We start from the raw sequence: 18,914 nt of genomic DNA on the forward strand, positions 1-18,914 counted from the left end.
TTTTTTTATATAAAAATTAATCAACCCCCATCCCAGTAGCCATAATGCAAGTCACCTTATTAAGGTTACGTTTAATATTTTTAGTGTATTACCTCGATTTTAATGATAAAAAGTCCCACGCAATACAGCCTATATACCGGTATAAAACATACCGCGCAACCTGCGGCTGTATGCTTATAGTTAGCGTTGCATTTCAAGGTTGAATTTGCGCCTCACTTTAACAAGAGATACATCCATAGTATCAACTTAAATCATTCATTAACCAAATGAATAGCATCTGTATTAATCCAAAATGGAAATAAAAATGGACAATATCAAGCAGAATAATGGAAGCTGTATTTACGCCCCGGTAACCTTAGGGCAAAGAGAGGTTTGGCTGATGCAACAACTGTCGCCAGACCTACCCTTTAATATTTCAGAATATGCAGAAATTAATGGGGATTTACATGTCCCTACATTCGAAAAAGCAGTCAGCGATATTGTGGCAGAAACACCCGGGTTGAAAAGTCGCTTTGCCGTTGTCGAAGGCGACTTATACCAGTTTACCGATAGCAACATCACCGGCCAGTTACAGCTCATTGACCTCACCGATGACTCAGAGCAAACGTTTGATTTAGAAGCCTGGGTTCAGGCAGACATCACCACCCTGGTCTCCGTTGAGGATGCCGAGCTGTTCAATTTTTCATTAATTTGCTTAGCGAAAAATAAATTCATTTATTATCATCGTTGTCACCACGTGCTGATGGACGGTCGGAGCATGGTATTAATCTCTCAGCGTATCAGTGAAAGATATGACGAGTTAATCTCCAACAAAGAACCCCAGGAAGTATTATCTTACAGCGCTGACTTACTCGCAAGAAAAGACATTGCATATCTACAATCAAAAAGATTTTCTCTCGATGAAACATTTTGGAGTGGCTACTGCAACGAATCGAACGAATCAAGTCGACTATCCTTCCTAAGTCACACCCCCTATGACAGAAACATATTAAAAGAAGAGCAATGCATCGACGATGGCATTAACGAAGAAATAGCATTCATTGCTAAAACTCACAACATCAGGGCTAATCATCTATATATCTCAGCCATTGCCACTCATTTTTACACTCTTACGGGAATAAAAAAACTCTCATTCAGCCTTCCGGTCGCCGGCATTGAAAGCAAAGCTCGGATGCTTAAAGGCATGACCTCAAACACCTTGCCATTTGAAATTACTATCGAACCAACGTCAAATATTATTGACGTAGCTAAAACTGTCAGTAAAGAAATGACTGGTATATTGAAGCACCAGCGCTATCGCGGCGAAAACATTCAGAGGAAAAATAAACAGGATTTTGGTTTTGGACCATCTATTAACTTGATGCTATTTGACCGCGGCGCCCCCTTCCAGCATTGTGAAACAAAATGGATCAAGGCTAAAGGTTCTCAGACTCACGGTTTTGCTATCGTGCTGGATGATAAGGGCTACGGCAAAGGCTTATCCATCAGTTTTTATGGCAGTGATAAACTACATACCCTTGAAGATATATTCGATCATCATGACAGATTTCGCTCAATTCTTGAGCTGGTGGTCGCCAACCCACAACAGCCGATTGCGGTAATTGACCGCCAGATTTTAGCCTCTCGGGCCACCTGTGTGCGCCGAAATCTGTTTGAGAACATCAGGGCTCCTCTCTCTGCTGCAGTGATTAACTGGGCAGTGCAGGATGCACGGCAAATCGCTCTTCTTTCTCTATCATTAACCAATAAATCAGGCATCACCCCGCCAACAACCCAATTAAAAATACTGATAAACCATCAACTCTACATAGTGAATAAAATCAATGTGTTGGATGAAAAATCGAACTATTCTCCCGGCACACTGGTGCGGCTGGACGACCAGAATGACACCTGGCAGCTTTCCACCCATACCAACGATATTATTCTCAGCGATTTCGCCACCCTGGAAGGTGCGCCCCTTTCTGCGACAATGCTGGCGAAGCAAGGAAATCTGGCTCCAGGGAGCAGGTTGCCTACATTGACCGAGCAGCAGTCAACGGCACTTTCTGCCGAGTTGACCAAACTTGTCGTTCATGAGCCATACTGGCTGGCTAAACTCGAGCGGTTTAATCCCGTTGCTTTCCCTTATTGGATAAGAAAAACCGAGGAACCCACCCACTTGTTAGCCAGTCAATGGCAATCATCCGAAGTGCTCAAGGATGTTGATGACAGTAGCCTGAAAGTGGCGGCTATCTTTGCTGCTTATCTGCATAGCCTGTCCGGCGAGCAGAGTTTCCAACTTGGTTATCAGGTTATTCCTGCACATTCTGAACTTTGCTCACAGCTTGCTTCCTCATGGGTTCCTTTGGATGTGGCTGACATTCACGAGCAGCTCCCCCTTGACGAGATTGAGAATAATCTAGCTACAGAAATTAAACGGTTAGAACAGTCTCATGGTTTTGCTAAAGATATTGTGCTACGTCATGAAAAATTAAGAAAAAATGCCAGACTGCAGGACAAGCCTGCATATGCACTCGCAATGGCTATTACAAATGGTGATAGTGGCATTCATTCAGAGCCGGGGATAAACCCTGACGATTTCCCATTATTGGTATTGCAAATCAACGCTAACAACGGTCATTTCCGTTGGGTTTACAATGCAGCATACTTGTCTGAAGGCCAAATCAAAGCAATAAATGATCATATCTTACAAGGATTAAAAAGCACCATTGAGCTCAGAAATGCCTCCCTTGCTGTTGATAACATTAGCTTTATTCCTAAAGAGGAAGAAACGTTATTACTGGAGACACTGAATCGCACGGAATACGACTATCAGAATAATCTATGTATTCATAGCGTCTTTAAGCAACAGGTTGCAAAAACGCCTGACGCCATCGCCATTTGTCATGGTGAGGAAAAGTTAACCTACTTCGAGTTTGACCAGATCGCTAATCGCATTGCTCATCACCTGATTGGTTTGGGTATTAAAGCGGACATGCGCGTTGCCATGTGTATGGAGCGCAGTTGCTTACAAATCGCCACGCTGTTTGGTATCTTGAAATCTGGCGGGTGTTATGTGCCGCTGGATCCTACCTACCCCAGCGAACGCTTGAACGATGTGCTGCATGACGCTAATCCCTCGGTACTTTTGGTCGATTCTGCGGGCCAGGCCATTCTTGCTGGCAGCACTGAAGCGACGGCTTATAATGTCACCCATTTGTTAGAGAGGGAGCCGCCAGATAGCACCACACCGCCGCTTAACGCGTGTTCCGTCAATCATCTGGCCTATGTGATATTCACTTCCGGCTCGACAGGGCGCCCTAAAGGCGTGATGGTTGAACATGCGCAGGTGATGAACCTGTATTACGCCCTCAAAAGCGACGTCTTCTCCCATTACCCACCGCAATCTAAGGTTTGCCTGAACTCCAGCCTTTCATTTGACGCGTCATTACAAAGCCTGCTCAGCTTGCTTGACGGCCACCAGTTGCATATCGTACCGCACGATGTACGGGTTGATGGCGTTAGGTTGGTACAGTTTATCCAGCAGCATGCTATTGATGTATTTGACTGCACGCCAACCCAGCTGGAAATGCTATTGCTCTCCAACCTGCCTGAACGGATAAACTCACTGATCCTGCTGATTGGTGGTGAGGCGTTGTCATCCCAGACCTGGCAGCGCCTGTGTACAATAAAGCACTTTACTGCCTTTAACCTGTACGGCCCGACGGAGTGCACCGTTGACGCTACAGTGGCTAGAATAACTGAATCACACCCGCTGCCAACCATTGGCCGCCCTATCGCCAATACCGCAATTTACCTGCTGGATAATCGGTTAAAACCGGTGCCTTTCGGTGCAGTTGGCCACATGTACATTAGTGGTGACGGCGTGGCCCGTGGCTATCTCGATCATCCCGAGCTGACCGAAGAACGCTTTAGCGCCGATCCTTTCTGCAATAAAAACCGGCGCATGTACCGCACCGGCGATTTGGCCCGCTATCTGGACGAGGGTTATCTGGAATATTTGGGCCGCGACGATCAGCAGGTCAAAATCAACGGCTACCGCATTGAGCCTGGAGACATCGAGGCGAAACTCCTCAGCCATTCCCAGGTTAATGAAGCCGTGGTTATCGCGTATGAAGCGCCTTCGGGAGAGAAACAGCTTGCCAGTTATCTGGTGATGGCCGAAAGCGCTGAAACGGAAGAGCTACCTCGCCGCCTGCGGGATTATCTGCGTAGCTTACTGCCTGAATTTATGTTGCCTATCGCCTACCAGCCCTTGGCACAATTACCTTTGACACCGAATGGCAAGATTGACCGCAAACGTCTGCCGTCCCCTGGTTTTAGCGCCTATGTACATCAATCCTATCAGGCACCACAGGGAGAAACCGAGCAAGCGCTGTGCGTCATCTGGGCAGAAATACTGTGTGTTGACAAAATAGGCCGCAACGACAGCTTCTTTGACATTGGCGGCGACTCATTGATGGCCATGAAATTACTCAGCAAGGTGCAATCCCGCTGGCACAGCAAAATCGCAATGAGCGCTTTTTTTGCCCAACCAACGTTGGCGCAACTGGCAGAATTGGTTTCACAGTCTGCGCGACAAACCGCTGGCCAGATGACTCCCTTAGCGCCCGATGCACATATTCCACTGTCCTTCGCCCAGAATCGCCTGTGGTTTATTGAGCAACTGGGAAACAGTGATGAAAATTATAACGTTCCGTTATGGTTGAAAATGCGCGGCGCGCTTAATACTGATGTTTTGCAACGCAGCCTTAATCATCTGCTCGATCGTCATGCCTCATTACGTTCGATTTTTCTCGTTCAAAACGGCGTTGGCTATTGCAAACTGCGGCCAACTGGCAGCCAGGTTACGTTGGATGAATACGACTTTTCCGCAGCAACTCACCCCCGCGCCGCCGTTGAACAGCTATATCAGCGTGAAATTGTCCATAAATTTGATATCGCACAGGGCCCGCTGCTGCGCGCTTCGCTGGCAAAAACCGCAGCCGATGAGCACTATTTACTGCTGATTATTCATCACATCGTTACCGATGGCTGGTCGATGGAGATCCTGGCACGTGAACTGGGAATTATCTATAGTGCCTGGATTGAGGATGCGGCCAATCCGCTGCCGGCTTTACCGTTGCAGTACCCCGATTATGCCCAATGGCAGCAGCAGTGGTTGCACAGTAATGAGTGGGAGGCTCATGCTCAGTTCTGGCTTCAGCAGTTGCATAGCGTACCCGAGCGGCTGACCCTGCCGACCGATCATGCAAGACCTGCGCAGCAATCATTTCTGGGGGCTTCGGTTCCCATCGTGCTGGAGCCGCAGTTGGCTGACAACCTGCGCCAACTGAGCCGTAAACATCACACGACGCTGTTTATGACCTTAATGAGCGCATGGTCTATCGTGCTATCGCGCCTTGCCGGGCAGCAAGATCTCACGATCGGTACGCCAGTTGCTAACCGTCAGGTGGCAGAAAGCGAGGATATGGTCGGTTTCTTCGTCAATACTCTGGCAATGCGCATTAATTTATCTGCGGCCCCCACGGTGGCGGAACTGTTGTCACAGGTGCGGGAACTCACACTCAGCGCACAAGAACATCAGGCGCTGCCGTTCGATCAGGTGGTAGAATTAATTCAGCCGCAGCGCAGCATGGATAAAACGCCGCTCTTCCAGGTGATGTTTGCCTGGGAGAATCTCGACGCCGTTGCCCCCACGCTGACCGGGCTGGATGTGAAGTTGAACGATCCTCAAGTCACCCGCGTCAAATTCGATCTGGAACTGAGTCTCGGCCCCCGTGATCGCAGCATCGTTGGCTCGCTGAACTACGCCACTGCGCTGTTTGATACCAGTACCATTGAACGTCACCGCCAGTATCTGATCGCAGTGCTACACGCCATGGTTCGTGACGACCAACAACCGGTTGATCGTATTGGAATGCTCTGCGCACAGGAGCAGCATCGACTGCTCGAACAGTGGAATCAAACCGCGGAACCTTATCCGCAGGATATCTGCACCCATCAGTTGTTCGAGCAACAGGCCCGTCGTCATCCGGATGCCATTGCCCTCACCTATCAGCAGTTCACCCTGAGCTATTCCAATTTGAATAATCAGGCGGATCATCTGGCCGAACGACTAATAGCCCTGGGCGTCAAGGTGGAGGATAAAGTGGCCATTTGCAGCCAGCGATCGCCTGAAATAATCGTGGCCATGCTGGCAACGCTGAAAGCGGGGGCCGCCTATCTCTCCATTCCGCCCGATATTGCTACCGATCGGCTGCGCTTTATGCTGGAAGATGCCAAACCCGCCGTTGTTCTGGCAGCACCCGCTCAGCAGGCTCGTTTCAGTGAGTATGATGTCCCCTTCTGCCCGCTGCCGGACGTTACTCAACGCTATTCTGAGCGCCCTCATCTTTCGGTCGCTGTCGCGCCACATAATTTGGCCTATGTGATCTATACCTCCGGCTCAACGGGTAACCCGAAAGGCGTGATGGTTGAACACCGCAATCTGGTGCAATTAGTCAACCGCTGGTGTGAACGATGGGGCATTGGTTTAGGTGATAATTACCTGCAATTTTGCAATCTGACCTTTGACGTCTCGGTCTGCGAGATCTTCTCCGCCCTCACTTCCGGTGCCAATTTGGTTCTGCGAGATGACCAGTGGCTGACCAGCACAGAACAGTTCTGGCAACGGTGTGAACAACACCGTATCAGCCAAATGATCCTACCTTATCAATTCTGGCGGCGATTATGTGAAGAAAGCACTCGGCCATTGCCTTCATCCCTGAGATCTATCGCCTTTGCTGGCGAGGCGGCCGCGCCGGAAATGCTGCAACGCTGGCTAAGCCACTATCCCGATTCGCCGGTACTTATTAACGGTTATGGCCCAACAGAAGCCACGGTACTAGCGACCGCGTATGTACCGAGCTTAGGCCGTTCTCATATTGATAGTATTGGTTATCCCATTGCCAACTATCGACTCTACCTACTGGATCCCCACGGCACGCCAGTTCCACAGGGCGTGATTGGCGAACTGTATATCGGCGGGCCAGGCGTGGCGCGCGGCTATCTGAATCTGCCAGAGCTCACGGCGGAACGATTCCTGCCGGACCCCTTCAACCCTCAACCGAATGCCCGTATGTATCGCAGCGGCGATCTGGCCAGCTATCTGCCCGATGGACGGGTACAGTTCCACGGACGCAATGACCACCAGGTGAAAATCCGTGGTTTCCGCATTGAGTTAGGGGAAATCGAAACCCAACTCAACGCCCATCCGCAGGTAAAAGAATCGGCACTAGTGGCCCTGGATGATCACAAGGAGGGTAAACGTCTGGTAGCCTATGTGGTCGCTGATTCGACTCAGCCACGGCCCGATATCGTTGAATTACGCAACCACTTGGTCGCTCGATTACCGGAATATATGGTGCCTGCCGCTTACGTACTGCTGGCCGAGATGCCAATTACCGCCAATGGCAAGCTGGATCGTAAAGCGTTGCCTGCACCACAGAACGACGCCTATGTGCATCGCGACTATCAAGCCCCGCTGGCTGGGATCGAAACCACGCTGGCTGAAATTTGGCAAACGGCAATGGGAGTCGAGAAAGTAGGACGACAGGACCATTTCTTCGAACTGGGTGGCCATTCACTATTGGCCGTTCGGGTCATCAGCCAGTTGCAGCAAAAACTCAATATCAACGTGCCGCTGGCGGCGCTGTTTGATTATCCTCTGCTGTGGGAACTGGCACAGGCTATCAGTCATCCGGGCTGCCTATGTGACGCCACCGTTCCCACTGTCATTACGCCTGCGCCACGAAACAAGCCTCTACCGCTGTCCTTCTCTCAACAACGCCTGTGGTTCTTGTCGCAACTCAACGACAACGATTCGAACTACAACGTGCTGATGGCGCTGGCATTAAGTGGCCCCGTGAATGTACCGATATTGCAGCAAAGTCTTAACGCTTTATATGCCCGCCATGAATCATTGAGAAGCAATTTTGTTTCCCATGGCCAGGAGGAACCACAGGTGATCCTGCGGGATGCCCAGCCTGGCATCCCGCTGATTGAATACGATTTACGCGAACGGAAAGACCACGCTGACCCGATGCAGGTCATTTACCAACAGGAAGAACGCTGGGTGTTTGATATTTCCGCCGAACCGCTGGTACGGGCTAGCTGGCTGCGCCTGGGAGATTGCGACAACGTTCTGTTGCTGACGCTACACCATATTATTACCGATGGTTGGTCGATGGAAATCCTGGTGCACGAGTTGGGCTGCCTTTACTCAGCATTACTGCAACAACAGCCCGATCCGTTGCCAGCGTTACCGATCCACTATCCAGACTATGCGGTATGGCAACAGCAGTGGCTTGATAGCCCACTCTGGGAGGCGCAGGGGCAATTCTGGCAACGCCTGTTAGCCGGTGCGCCTGAACGACTGACGCTGCCGACCGATCGACTGCGTCCTGAGCAGCAGTCCTTTATTGGTTCCAGCCTGCCGATAGTGCTGAGTAGCCAGCTTTCCGAACGGTTGCGGCGTCTGAGTGCCAAACAAGGCACTTCGCTGTTTATGACGTTACTGAGCGCCTGGTCTATCGTATTGTCCCGCCTGTCGGGTCAGGATGATGTGGTGATCGGTACGCCGGTCGCCAACCGCAATCAGGCCGAGTGTGATGGAGTTGTCGGTTTCTTTGTGAATACGTTGGCACTGCGGATTAATTTATCCGAGGCACCGACCGTGGCCCAGTTGCTGGCACAGGTACGGAAAACTACCCTTGATGCACAGGAACATCAGGCACTGCCGTTCGAGCAAGTGGTTGAAATAACCCAACCGCCGCGTAGCCTGGACAAGACGCCACTGTTCCAGGTAATGTTTGCACTGGAAAACGTCGATGATATCGCGCCGAAGATGGCCGAATTAAAGGTAAAACTGCTGGAACCGCCGGTCAGCCGCGTTAAGTTTGACCTGGAGTTGAGCCTGGGTGAACGTAATAAAATCATCACCGGCTCGCTGAATTATGCCAGCGCACTGTTTGACCTGGAAACCGTTCAACGTCACCAACAGTATCTGATCGCAGTACTCGAGGCGATGGTGCTCAATGAAGACCAACATATCGGCCAGATTGATTTGATCTGCGAACACGAGCGCCATCTTCTGCTGGAACAATGGAATCAGACCGCCAAACCTTACCCGTCAGAATGCTGTATCCACCAACTGTTTGAGCAACATGCCAAGCATGACCCCGACGCCGTTGCTCTGGTCAATAAAACCTGCGTCATAAGCTATGGGGAACTGAATCTGCGGGCGAATGCTTTAGCCCATCAGTTGATGGAGCAAGGGGTAAAAGCAGAGGATCGCGTGGCTATCTGCGCCGATCGCAGCGCGGAAATGATTGTGGGTATTCTGGCAATACTCAAAGCTGGCTGCGCTTACCTTTCTCTACCACACGATATTGCAGCCGAACGGCTGAAGTTTATGCTGGACGATGCCAAACCGGTGATTATTCTGGCCGAACCGGCAACGCTAGCGCTATTCCAAGACTGCGGTATTACTCATCGCCTGCTCCCAGAGGTTAATTCTGAGGTTATACCTACAATGGCTAATCCACAGCCTCAGCTAGCGCCGCACAATCTGGCCTATGTGATCTACACTTCCGGCTCCACCGGCAACCCGAAAGGGGTATTGGTAGAACACGGCAATTTGGTGCAACAGATGGTGACCTGGTGCCAGCAGTGGAAGTTGGGTAAACAGGACAAAGTGTTGCAGTTCTGTAATACCACCTTTGACGTTTCAGTTTCCGAGATTTTCTCGGCATTGACCTCTGGAGCGACATTGGTGCTGCGCGATGACAGGTGGCTAGCAGGTAGCACTGATTTCTGGCAGCTATGCCAAGAATACGGCATCAGTTATCTGGATATTCCTTACCAGTTTTGGCGCAAACTCTGTGAAGAAAGCCGCGGGCCACTGCCTCCTGCCCTACGTCTGGTCTGTATCAGTGGAGAAGCCGCCGCACCGGAAATGCTCGAGCGCTGGCTGAAACAGTACCCAGACAAGCCTGAGTTGGTTAACTGTTATGGCCCGACGGAAACCACCATTACCGCCACGACCCACTCACCAAAATTGGGGGTCGATCATATTGATGCTATCGGACGCCCGACGGCCAATATTCGCATTTACTTATTGGATAATGAAGGTCATCCGGTACCGCGTGGCGTAATTGGCGAAGTTTATATCGGCGGGCCGGGGGTCGCACGTGGCTACCTGAACCTGCCAGCTATGACCGCCGAACGCTTCCTGCCCGATCCTTTCAGTTCCGTTGTCGGAGCACGTATGTACCGTACCGGCGATCTGGCCAGCTATTTGTCCGATGGACGGCTACAGTTCCACGGACGGAACGATCATCAGGTGAAAATCCGTGGTTTCCGTATCGAATTAGGCGAAATAGAAACGCAGCTCAATAGCCACTCGCAGGTTAAAGAAGCGACAGTGCTGGCACTGGATGACCATAAAGGTAGTAAGCGATTGGTCGCTTATATGGTCGCTACTGCAGATGTATCGGCACCAGAACCAATGGCACTGCGTCAGTATCTGCAAAGCCGCCTTCCTGACTATATGATACCTGCCGCCTATGTATTGATGGAACAGATGCCTATCACGCCAAACGGCAAGCTGGATCGAAAAGCTCTGCCTGCACCGCAGGAAAATGCATTCCTGCATCAGCCCTATGAAATACCGCGACCGGGGCTGGAGAGCACCATTGCCAATATTTGGCAATCCCTGCTCGACGTGGATAAAGTCGGTCGCCATGACCACTTCTTCGAACTGGGTGGACACTCATTACTTGCTGTTAGCGCTGTAAATCTGACGAATCGTACAATCGACGATACGGTTAGCGTTAGCGATGTCTTTATCGCACCGACGGTTAAGCAATTGGCGAATCGGATAAAAACGCGGGTTCGTACCAGTACGGAGATAGATTTACGGCAAAAAGCACAGCTGCCGGAGGATATTCAGCCGTTGCCAAGTGAGCGTAAGCAAAGCGGTGCCATTTTACTTACCGGCGCTACCGGCTTTGTTGGCCGTTTCTTACTGCGAGAATTACTGGATACCACCCAGAGTAAAATCTATTGCCTGGTGCGCGGTCAGGATCAGGCCGACAGCCTGCAACGCCTGAAGAACATTCTGGATAAATGGTCCCTGTGGCGAGAGGGGGATGAACAACGAATCATCGCTGTCAGGGGGAATATCAAAGAGTATCGGCTGGGAATGGATGATCAGGCTTACGCCAAGCTCAGCCAGGACGTTGGCGTGATATTCCATTCAGCCGTCAGCATGAACCACCTTGAATCATTCGATATGGCATATCAGGCAAATATTGCTGGCTTGATTGAACTGTTACGTTTAGCCACTCAGGGAACCAACAAAATTCTGAACTTTGCCTCTACGCTTAGCGTGTTCAGCCCTATTGCTCAGACAGGCCATCGTGTGGTTAACGAGACCTCGTCGATTCAGGATGAACGACACATTGCGGATCAGGGCTATGTGGCCAGTAAATGGGTCGGTGAGGAAATTGTCAATCTGGCCGTTGCCCGGGGTGTGGCTTGTAATATTTTCCGCCTGGGGCTGATTACTGCCGATTCTGAGCTTGCACGTTATGACGAGCTGCAAGCTTTTTATCGGCTGTTTAAGAGCAGTATTCAGATGGGAATGGCGTTTGAAGACGCCTATGGCGATATTCAACTGACACCAGTAGATTACACCACCAAAGCGTTAGCGTATTTGGGCTTGTTACATGATCCTGCGGAAAACATCTTCCATCTTTCCGCCATGGAGGGAATTCCACGACGCGATTTCATTGAACAGTTGAATGCTCATCTGCCGCAACCCATGACGGTGGTTTCACATCGTCAGTGGCTACAAGAGGCTCGTCGCCGCTATCAGCAAGGGGAAATTTTACCGATCACCCCGCTGATCCAGGACATGATGATGTCCAATGATGATGAACTGGATAACCTCTATCAATCTCTGGAGATAGCCACTATCAGTTACGATAGCAATCGAACGCAGGAGCTATTGGTTCAGGCAGAAATTACGCTGCCAGCTACTGGTAGCCACTGGTATCGGTCATTTGTTGATTCACTGGAGAAATAACCAACGGCCAGATAAACGGTAACACCTGCTGCGTTAAACGCGTATTACGGGCAATCAACCGTTAAAAAAATGCCAGTCACCGAGAGGTGACTGGCATTGTGTTTTCTAAATCAGTTTGATTACAGTGCGCGCAGGATCGCTTCCACGCTGGCCTTGGCATCGCCAAACAGCATCTGGGTGTTCTCTTTAAAGAACAGCGGGTTCTGCACCCCGGCATAACCGGTATTCATCGAGCGTTTGAACGCGATAACGTTTTGCGCTTTCCACACTTCCAGCACCGGCATACCGGCGATTGGGCTGCGCGGATCTTCCAACGCCGCCGGGTTTACCGTGTCGTTGGCACCAATGACCAGGACGGTATCGGTGTCCGGGAAGTCATCGTTGATTTCGTCCATTTCCAGCACCACATCGTACGGCACGCGGGCTTCCGCCAGCAGCACGTTCATGTGGCCCGGTAAACGGCCCGCCACCGGGTGAATACCAAAGCGCACCTTGATGCCGCGCGCTCGCAGCTTCTCGGTGATTTCCGCTACCGGATACTGCGCCTGTGCCACTGCCATGCCGTAGCCTGGGGTGATGATCACCGAGGTGGAGTTACGCAGCTGTTCCGCCACTTCTTCCGCCGTGGTTTCGCGGTACTCGCCCATCTCTTCTGCGTCGCCGGTTGAGGAACCATCGGTACCAAAACCACCGGCAATCACGCTGATAAAGGAGCGGTTCATCGCCTTACACATGATGTACGACAGGATCGCACCGGAAGAACCGACCAGCGCACCGGTCACGATCAGCAGGTCGTTGCTCAGCATAAAACCTGCCGCCGCCGCTGCCCAACCGGAGTAGGAGTTCAGCATCGACACCACCACCGGCATGTCTGCACCACCGATTGACGCCACCAGATGCCAGCCGAAGCCCAGGGCAATCACGGTCATGATCAGCAGTGCGAACACTTCCCAACCGACGCTATTGGTACGCACAAACAGCACCATCAGCAGGAAGGAAACCACCAGGGCAGCCAGGTTCAGCTTGTGACGGTTAGGCAACATCAGCGGCTTGGAAGAGATAATGCCGCGCAGTTTGCCAAAAGCCACGATAGAACCGGTAAAGGTCACCGCACCGATGAAGATGCCGAGGAACACTTCGGTGAGATGGATATTTTCCATCACCGGCTCCATGGCGACCGTACCGTGATCCAGGTAGCTGTTGAAGCCCACCAGCACCGCAGCCAGCCCCACGAAGCTGTGCAGCACCGCCACCAGCTCTGGCATTTCGGTCATTTCGACCTTCTTCGCCAGATACACGCCGATGGAACCACCGATGATCATCGCGATAATGATCCAGCCCACGTTACCGGAATCCGGCCCGAGGATGGTGGCGATCAAGGCGATCGCCATCCCAGCCACGCCGAACAGGTTGCCCTGTTTGGACGTTTCATGGCGCGAAAGACCGGCCAGGCTGAAAATAAACAGAATAGCGGCAACAATGTATGCAGCTGTAACTAATCCACCAGACATTTTTGCTACCCCTTAGTTTTTGCGGAACATCTTCAGCATGCGCTGAGTGACGGTGAATCCACCAAAAATGTTGATGCTGGCGATCAGTACCGCGACAAAGGAGAGGAAACTCACCCAGCCACCATGACCAATCTGCAACAACGCACCGACCACGATAATCCCTGAGATCGCGTTAGTGACCGACATCAACGGGGTATGCAATGCATGGCTGACGTTCCAGACCACGTAGTAACCTACCACGCAGGCCAGCGCAAACACGGTAAAGTGAGACAGGAACTCTTTCGGCGCCGAATTGGCAAACCAGCCGAACAGGATGATCGCCAGTGCGATCAGGCCGTATTTCACCATCGGTGAGGTTGGTTTCTTTTCAATCTTCTCGATTGGCGCGGCGGCAGCCTGCTTCGGCTGAGCGGATACCTGGATTGGCGGTGCAGGCCAGGTAACTTCGCCATCGCGAACCACGGTCACGCCGCGGATCACGGTGTCTTCGAAGTCGATATCAATTTCGCCGTTTTTCTCTTTCGACAGCAGTTTCAGCAGGTTCACCAGATTGGTGCCGTAAAGCTGTGAGGACTGCGTCGGCAAGCGGCTTGGCAGATCGGTATAGCCGATAATCTTCACGCCGTTTTCGGTGACGGTCACTTGGTCAGCCACGGTCAGCTCACAGTTACCACCGGTTTGCGCTGCCAGATCGACAATCACGCTGCCCGGCTTCATGGAAGCCACCATCTCTTTGGTGATCAATTTCGGAGCCGGACGGCCAGGGATCAGCGCCGTGGTCACGATAATGTCCACTTCTTCTGCCTGGGCGGCAAACAACGCCATTTCCGCTTTGATAAAGGCTTCAGACATCACTTTGGCATAGCCATCGCCGCTGCCTGCTTCTTCCTCAAAATCCAGCTCGAGGAATTCGGCGCCCATACTCTGCACTTGCTCTTTCACTTCCGGGCGGGTGTCGAAGGCGCGAACGATCGCCCCCAGGCTGCCAGCCGCACCGATAGCGGCCAAGCCAGCAACCCCAGCCCCGATAATCATCACTTTTGCCGGTGGCACTTTACCGGCGGCGGTGATTTGGCCGGTGAAGAAACGCCCAAACTCGTGCGCTGCCTCAACGATAGCGCGATAGCCTGCGATATTGGCCATTGAGCTCAGAGCATCCAGGGACTGCGCCCGCGAAATACGTGGCACGGAATCCATGGCCATAGCGGTCACGTTGCGGGCCGCCAGCTTCGCCATTAATTCCGGATTTTGTGCAGGCCAGATAAAGCTGACTAACGTACTGCCTTCACGCATTAACGCAATTTCTTCCTCTAGCGGCGCGTTAACCTTCAGGATCAGATCCGATTGCCACACATCGGCAGTATCGGTAATTGTTGCCCCTGCGGCTTGATAAGCTGCATCTTCAAAGCTTGCCAGTTTTCCCGCCGCGCTTTCAATCGCGACGGTAAAGCCCAGTTTCAGCAGTTGTTCTACCGTTTTCGGTGTTGCTGCAACTCGGGCTTCATTGGCCAACCGTTCTCTTGGTACACCAATACGCATAATGTTCCCTTCTCACCTGTTCTGATGATGTTTATTATCGTCTTACCCATAGCAATAGCACCGGCTGGCAAGTTTTTTATCAGCCTTGCCTGTCTGCAAATTAAGGTGCCATCTATAACCTACTGAAAATGTGATCGATGATCCATAATTGCTTACGCTTACCCGTCAGTTTTTACATAAAAATGCAGCTAAGGCTATGACAAATCTCAAATCTGGATGGAAAAACGGCCCAGAAGGCCCTTTTCAGCGTACTATTGTGCAGAGCTTACCCCAGGCCATTTCCTGCCAGCCGTAGGCAGTAAGCATAAAAGTTATAAAATTGTGAATAATTAACATTAATGAGATTAAACGCTTTATTATTGAAACTTATGATCTATTGGCCCCTGTGTGACTCACCTGCCGTGGCTCGGCTTTGCCGCATCGCATCACATAAAATGCTGAGACACCCGGCAAGATTACATGTCATAATCTGCGGCTGAATTACACCTAAACTGTTCAGCACGTTATAAACGTTACTGCGCTTGGCGAAAGGATTTTTTATGAAGCTGAAGACCACGATCATCGCATCAGCCTTGTTATCACTTACTGCGCTGTCTGTGCATGCCGCGCAAGAGTTAACTCCTGAGAAAGCAGCGGCCATCAAGCCGTTTGATCGCATCACCATTACCGGCCGTTTTATTGCCATCAACGAAGCTGCCGATGCCGTATCCCGCCGTGCAGATAAAATGGGGGCCGACGCCTTCTATATCCAGGACATCAACAACAGCAACAATGGCGGCAACTGGCGCGTCACCGCAGACGTCTATCATAAAGATGCTCCAGAAGTCAGCAAAGAGACCAAGTACCGCGTGATTAACGGCGTGAAAGAGCTGCCAAAAGACGAAGCCTTCCTGCTTGAGCCTTACGACACCGTCACCGTCAGCGGCTTCTACCGCAGCCAGCCAGACATCAACGACGCCATAACCAAAGCCGCACAGAAGAAAGGCGCTGCCTCGTTCTTTATCGTGCGTCAGGTGGATGCCAACCAGGGCGGCAACCAGTTCATTACCGCTTACATCTATAAAGCCGATGCGCCGAAACGTGTCGTGCAGAGTCCAGATGCCGTGCCTGCCGATTCCGAAGCCGGTAAAGCCATGCTGGCTGCTGGTGGTGCAGAAGCCGCCAAGGTGGAGATCCCAGGCGTCGCCTCTTCTGGCTCACCAACCCGTGACGTTGGCCGCTTCTTCGAAACCCAGTCCTCTACCGGTCAGCGTTACACTGTAACTCTGCCGAACGGGACCAAGATCCAGGAAGTGAATAACGTCACCGCCGCGCAGATGGTGCCGTTTGATTCCGTGACCTTCACCGGCCACTTCAACAGCATGACCGACGTTTCCACCGAAGTGGCGAAACGTGCCGCAGAGAAAGGCGCCAAGTATTACCACGTGACGCGCCAGTGGCAGAACAAGAGCGGCGGCAACCTGACCGTTAGCGCCGACCTGTTCAAATAATCCCTGTTGATACCGATATCTGAGGGCTGCAATTGCGCAGCCCTTTTTTATGTCACTGCTGAATAAGTTTTTACCCATCGCGCATAACCAATCATTGCATCCACAAGCATCTCCCCTTAGAATTTGCGCCAATTTTTAGCTCCATTGCCTGCCCTTGCGGTAAATTGCCATGACGTTATGGCTAGTCTGCACGGCTGATTTTTATCCCCTATGAATTTCAAGTTGCAACTAGGCGACAAGAGCATGAATCCCCAGGAGCTTACTTGAGTAAGTGACTGGGGTTCATGCTCGCAGGTAACAACGCTGCAGCTTGAAAGGCGACGGGGATAGTTGTTTATTCTGTCTCGGGATCCCTCATTGGAAAGAAAACTTGGTCTTACCGCGTTAACCGCCTTGGTACTCAGCTCGATGCTGGGCGCAGGCGTCTTTAGCCTGCCGCAGAATATGGCCGAGGTTGCCAGCCCGGCGGCCTTGCTGATCGGTTGGGCCATCACGGGCGTCGGCATTCTGTTCCTGGCCTTTGCCATGCTGCTGCTGACCCGACTGCGCCCCGATCTGGACGGTGGGATCTTCACCTATGCCAAAGAAGGCTTTGGTGAACTGGTGGGCTTCTGCTCCGCATGGGGTTACTGGTTGTGTGCGGTGATCGCCAACGTCTCTTATCTGGTGATCGTGTTTGCCGCACTAAGCCTGTTTACTGACCGAAGCGGCGCGGTGATCCTGGGCGATGGCAATACCTGGCAGGCGCTGATCGCCGAATCCTTGTTGCTGTGGATCGTCCATGCTTTGGTACTGCGCGGCGTGCAGACAGCGGCCAGCATCAATCTGGTGGCAACCCTCGCCAAATTGCTACCAATCGGCCTGTTTGCCGTACTGGCCGCTATCGCGTTTCATATGGATACCTTCACCCTGGACTTCCACGGCGTTGCCCTTGGTACGCCAGTCTGGCAGCAGGTTAAAGACACCATGCTGATCACCCTATGGGTGTTTATCGGTGTTGAAGGTGCTGTGGTGGTCTCCTCCCGCGCCCGGCAGAAAAAAGACGTTGGCCGCGCCACCATGCTGGCCGTGGTTTCCGCTTTGGCGGTGTATCTGGTGATCACCCTGCTGTCACTCGGCGTGGTACCACGTAGTGAGCTGGCTGAAATGCGTAACCCGTCAATGGCGGTGCTGATGGTAGACCTGATCGGCCCTTGGGGGGATGTAATCATCGCCACTGGCCTGATCGTTTCGGTTTGCGGGGCTTACCTGAGCTGGACCATCATGGCCGCCGAAGTACCTTTGTTGGCGGCTCAACACGGCGCATTCCCTAAAATTTTCCGCAAGCAAAACCAGAACCACGCTCCATCAGCCTCTTTGTGGCTAACCAATGGGGCGGTGCAAATTGCGTTGGTGATTATCTGGCTGACCGGCAGCAACTACAACTCGCTGCTGACCATCGCTTCCGAGATGATCCTGGTGCCGTATTTCCTGGTGGGAGCTTTCCTGTTCAAAGTGGCCCGTCAGCGGCAGGACAAGCGTTTGATTTTCGCCGCCAGCGGTGCCTGCCTGTATGGGCTGTGGCTGCTTTATGCTTCGGGCCTGATGCACTTGTTGATGTCGGTGCTGCTGTATGCGCCTGGCCTGCTGGTGTTTATGTATGCCCGCAGCGGGCATCAGAACGTGAAATTGCTCAACCGGCTAGAGAAAAGCACCGTTATGCTACTGTTGGCCGCAACCATCCCGGCCGGGTGGTTTATGTTGCATTGATCGACCCAATTAACCGGGTGGCCTCACCCGGTTAATTCCCCCCCATCGGTTGGGTGTTAATGGTGATCCGCTCACCGACCTGCGTCACCACCACCGATTCGCCGCACTCTTTCTCAATGCCGGCCAGCTGCTCCGCCACCAGCGGATATGGTAGCTGAATATCAAACACCACCAACTGCTGTTGCCTGGCCAGATCGATCAGGCGAACGATATTGACCTCATCGCTGACCTGCGTCGAAACCACTTGTAACGCCAACTCTTTCAACTGATCCTGGCGCGAACGTGAGCCTGTCACGCGCGATTTAACTACCATGCCAAAGATGGGCATCACGCCATAGATTGCATCAATAAAGCGCCACTGCTTCTTGCAGGAGGCAGATAAAAAATGGGTGTAGTCAAAACAGACTCTCTCACTGCGCGCGACGAATGCAAGATGATGGTTGTTCATCTTCGTTACCCTTCTGGTGGCCAGTGCTGAAATGTCATCGATGGGAA

At 51.9% G+C, this 18,914-nt stretch carries 6 protein-coding genes; 3 read left to right on the forward strand and 3 right to left on the reverse strand.

Annotated elements, in window-relative coordinates:
• Positions 1-304 precede the first annotated feature (304 nt).
• Complete coding sequence (locus KAJ71_RS16515) at positions 305-12,130, forward strand: non-ribosomal peptide synthetase (RefSeq protein WP_283106801.1); 11,826 nt, start codon at positions 305-307, stop codon at positions 12,128-12,130.
• A 119-nt stretch (positions 12,131-12,249) separates the two neighbouring features.
• Here the strand turns inward: KAJ71_RS16515 and pntB are convergent, their stop codons facing one another.
• Both pntB and pntA read right to left on the reverse strand, forming a co-directional pair.
• Entirely contained in the window at positions 12,250-13,641 is a 1,392-nt protein-coding gene (pntB, locus tag KAJ71_RS16520; RefSeq protein ID WP_021177867.1) for a Re/Si-specific NAD(P)(+) transhydrogenase subunit beta, read from the reverse strand.
• A gap of 12 nt (positions 13,642-13,653) precedes the next feature.
• A complete protein-coding gene (pntA, locus tag KAJ71_RS16525; protein WP_248946734.1) occupies positions 13,654-15,180 on the reverse strand; it encodes a Re/Si-specific NAD(P)(+) transhydrogenase subunit alpha in 1,527 nt (508 codons plus the stop codon).
• A 539-nt stretch (positions 15,181-15,719) separates the two neighbouring features.
• Between pntA and ydgH the strand changes: the two genes are divergently transcribed.
• Both ydgH and KAJ71_RS16535 read left to right on the forward strand, forming a co-directional pair.
• Complete coding sequence (ydgH, locus tag KAJ71_RS16530; protein ID WP_248946735.1) at positions 15,720-16,670, forward strand: DUF1471 family protein YdgH; 951 nt, start codon at positions 15,720-15,722, stop codon at positions 16,668-16,670.
• Positions 16,671-17,027: 357 nt separating this feature from the next.
• Entirely contained in the window at positions 17,028-18,419 is a 1,392-nt protein-coding gene (locus KAJ71_RS16535) for an amino acid permease (RefSeq protein ID WP_248946736.1), read from the forward strand.
• Positions 18,420-18,450: 31 nt separating this feature from the next.
• Here KAJ71_RS16535 and KAJ71_RS16540 read toward each other — a convergent pair whose 3' ends face one another.
• Positions 18,451-18,867 carry a hypothetical protein gene (locus KAJ71_RS16540; protein ID WP_248946737.1) on the reverse strand — a complete coding sequence of 139 codons (417 nt, stop codon included), beginning with the start codon at positions 18,865-18,867 and terminating at the stop codon, positions 18,451-18,453.
• Positions 18,868-18,914 lie beyond the last annotated feature (47 nt).

Origin of the sequence: Serratia silvae (genome assembly GCF_023282985.1) — a bacterium.
GTDB lineage: Bacteria > Pseudomonadota > Gammaproteobacteria > Enterobacterales > Enterobacteriaceae > Chania > Chania silvae.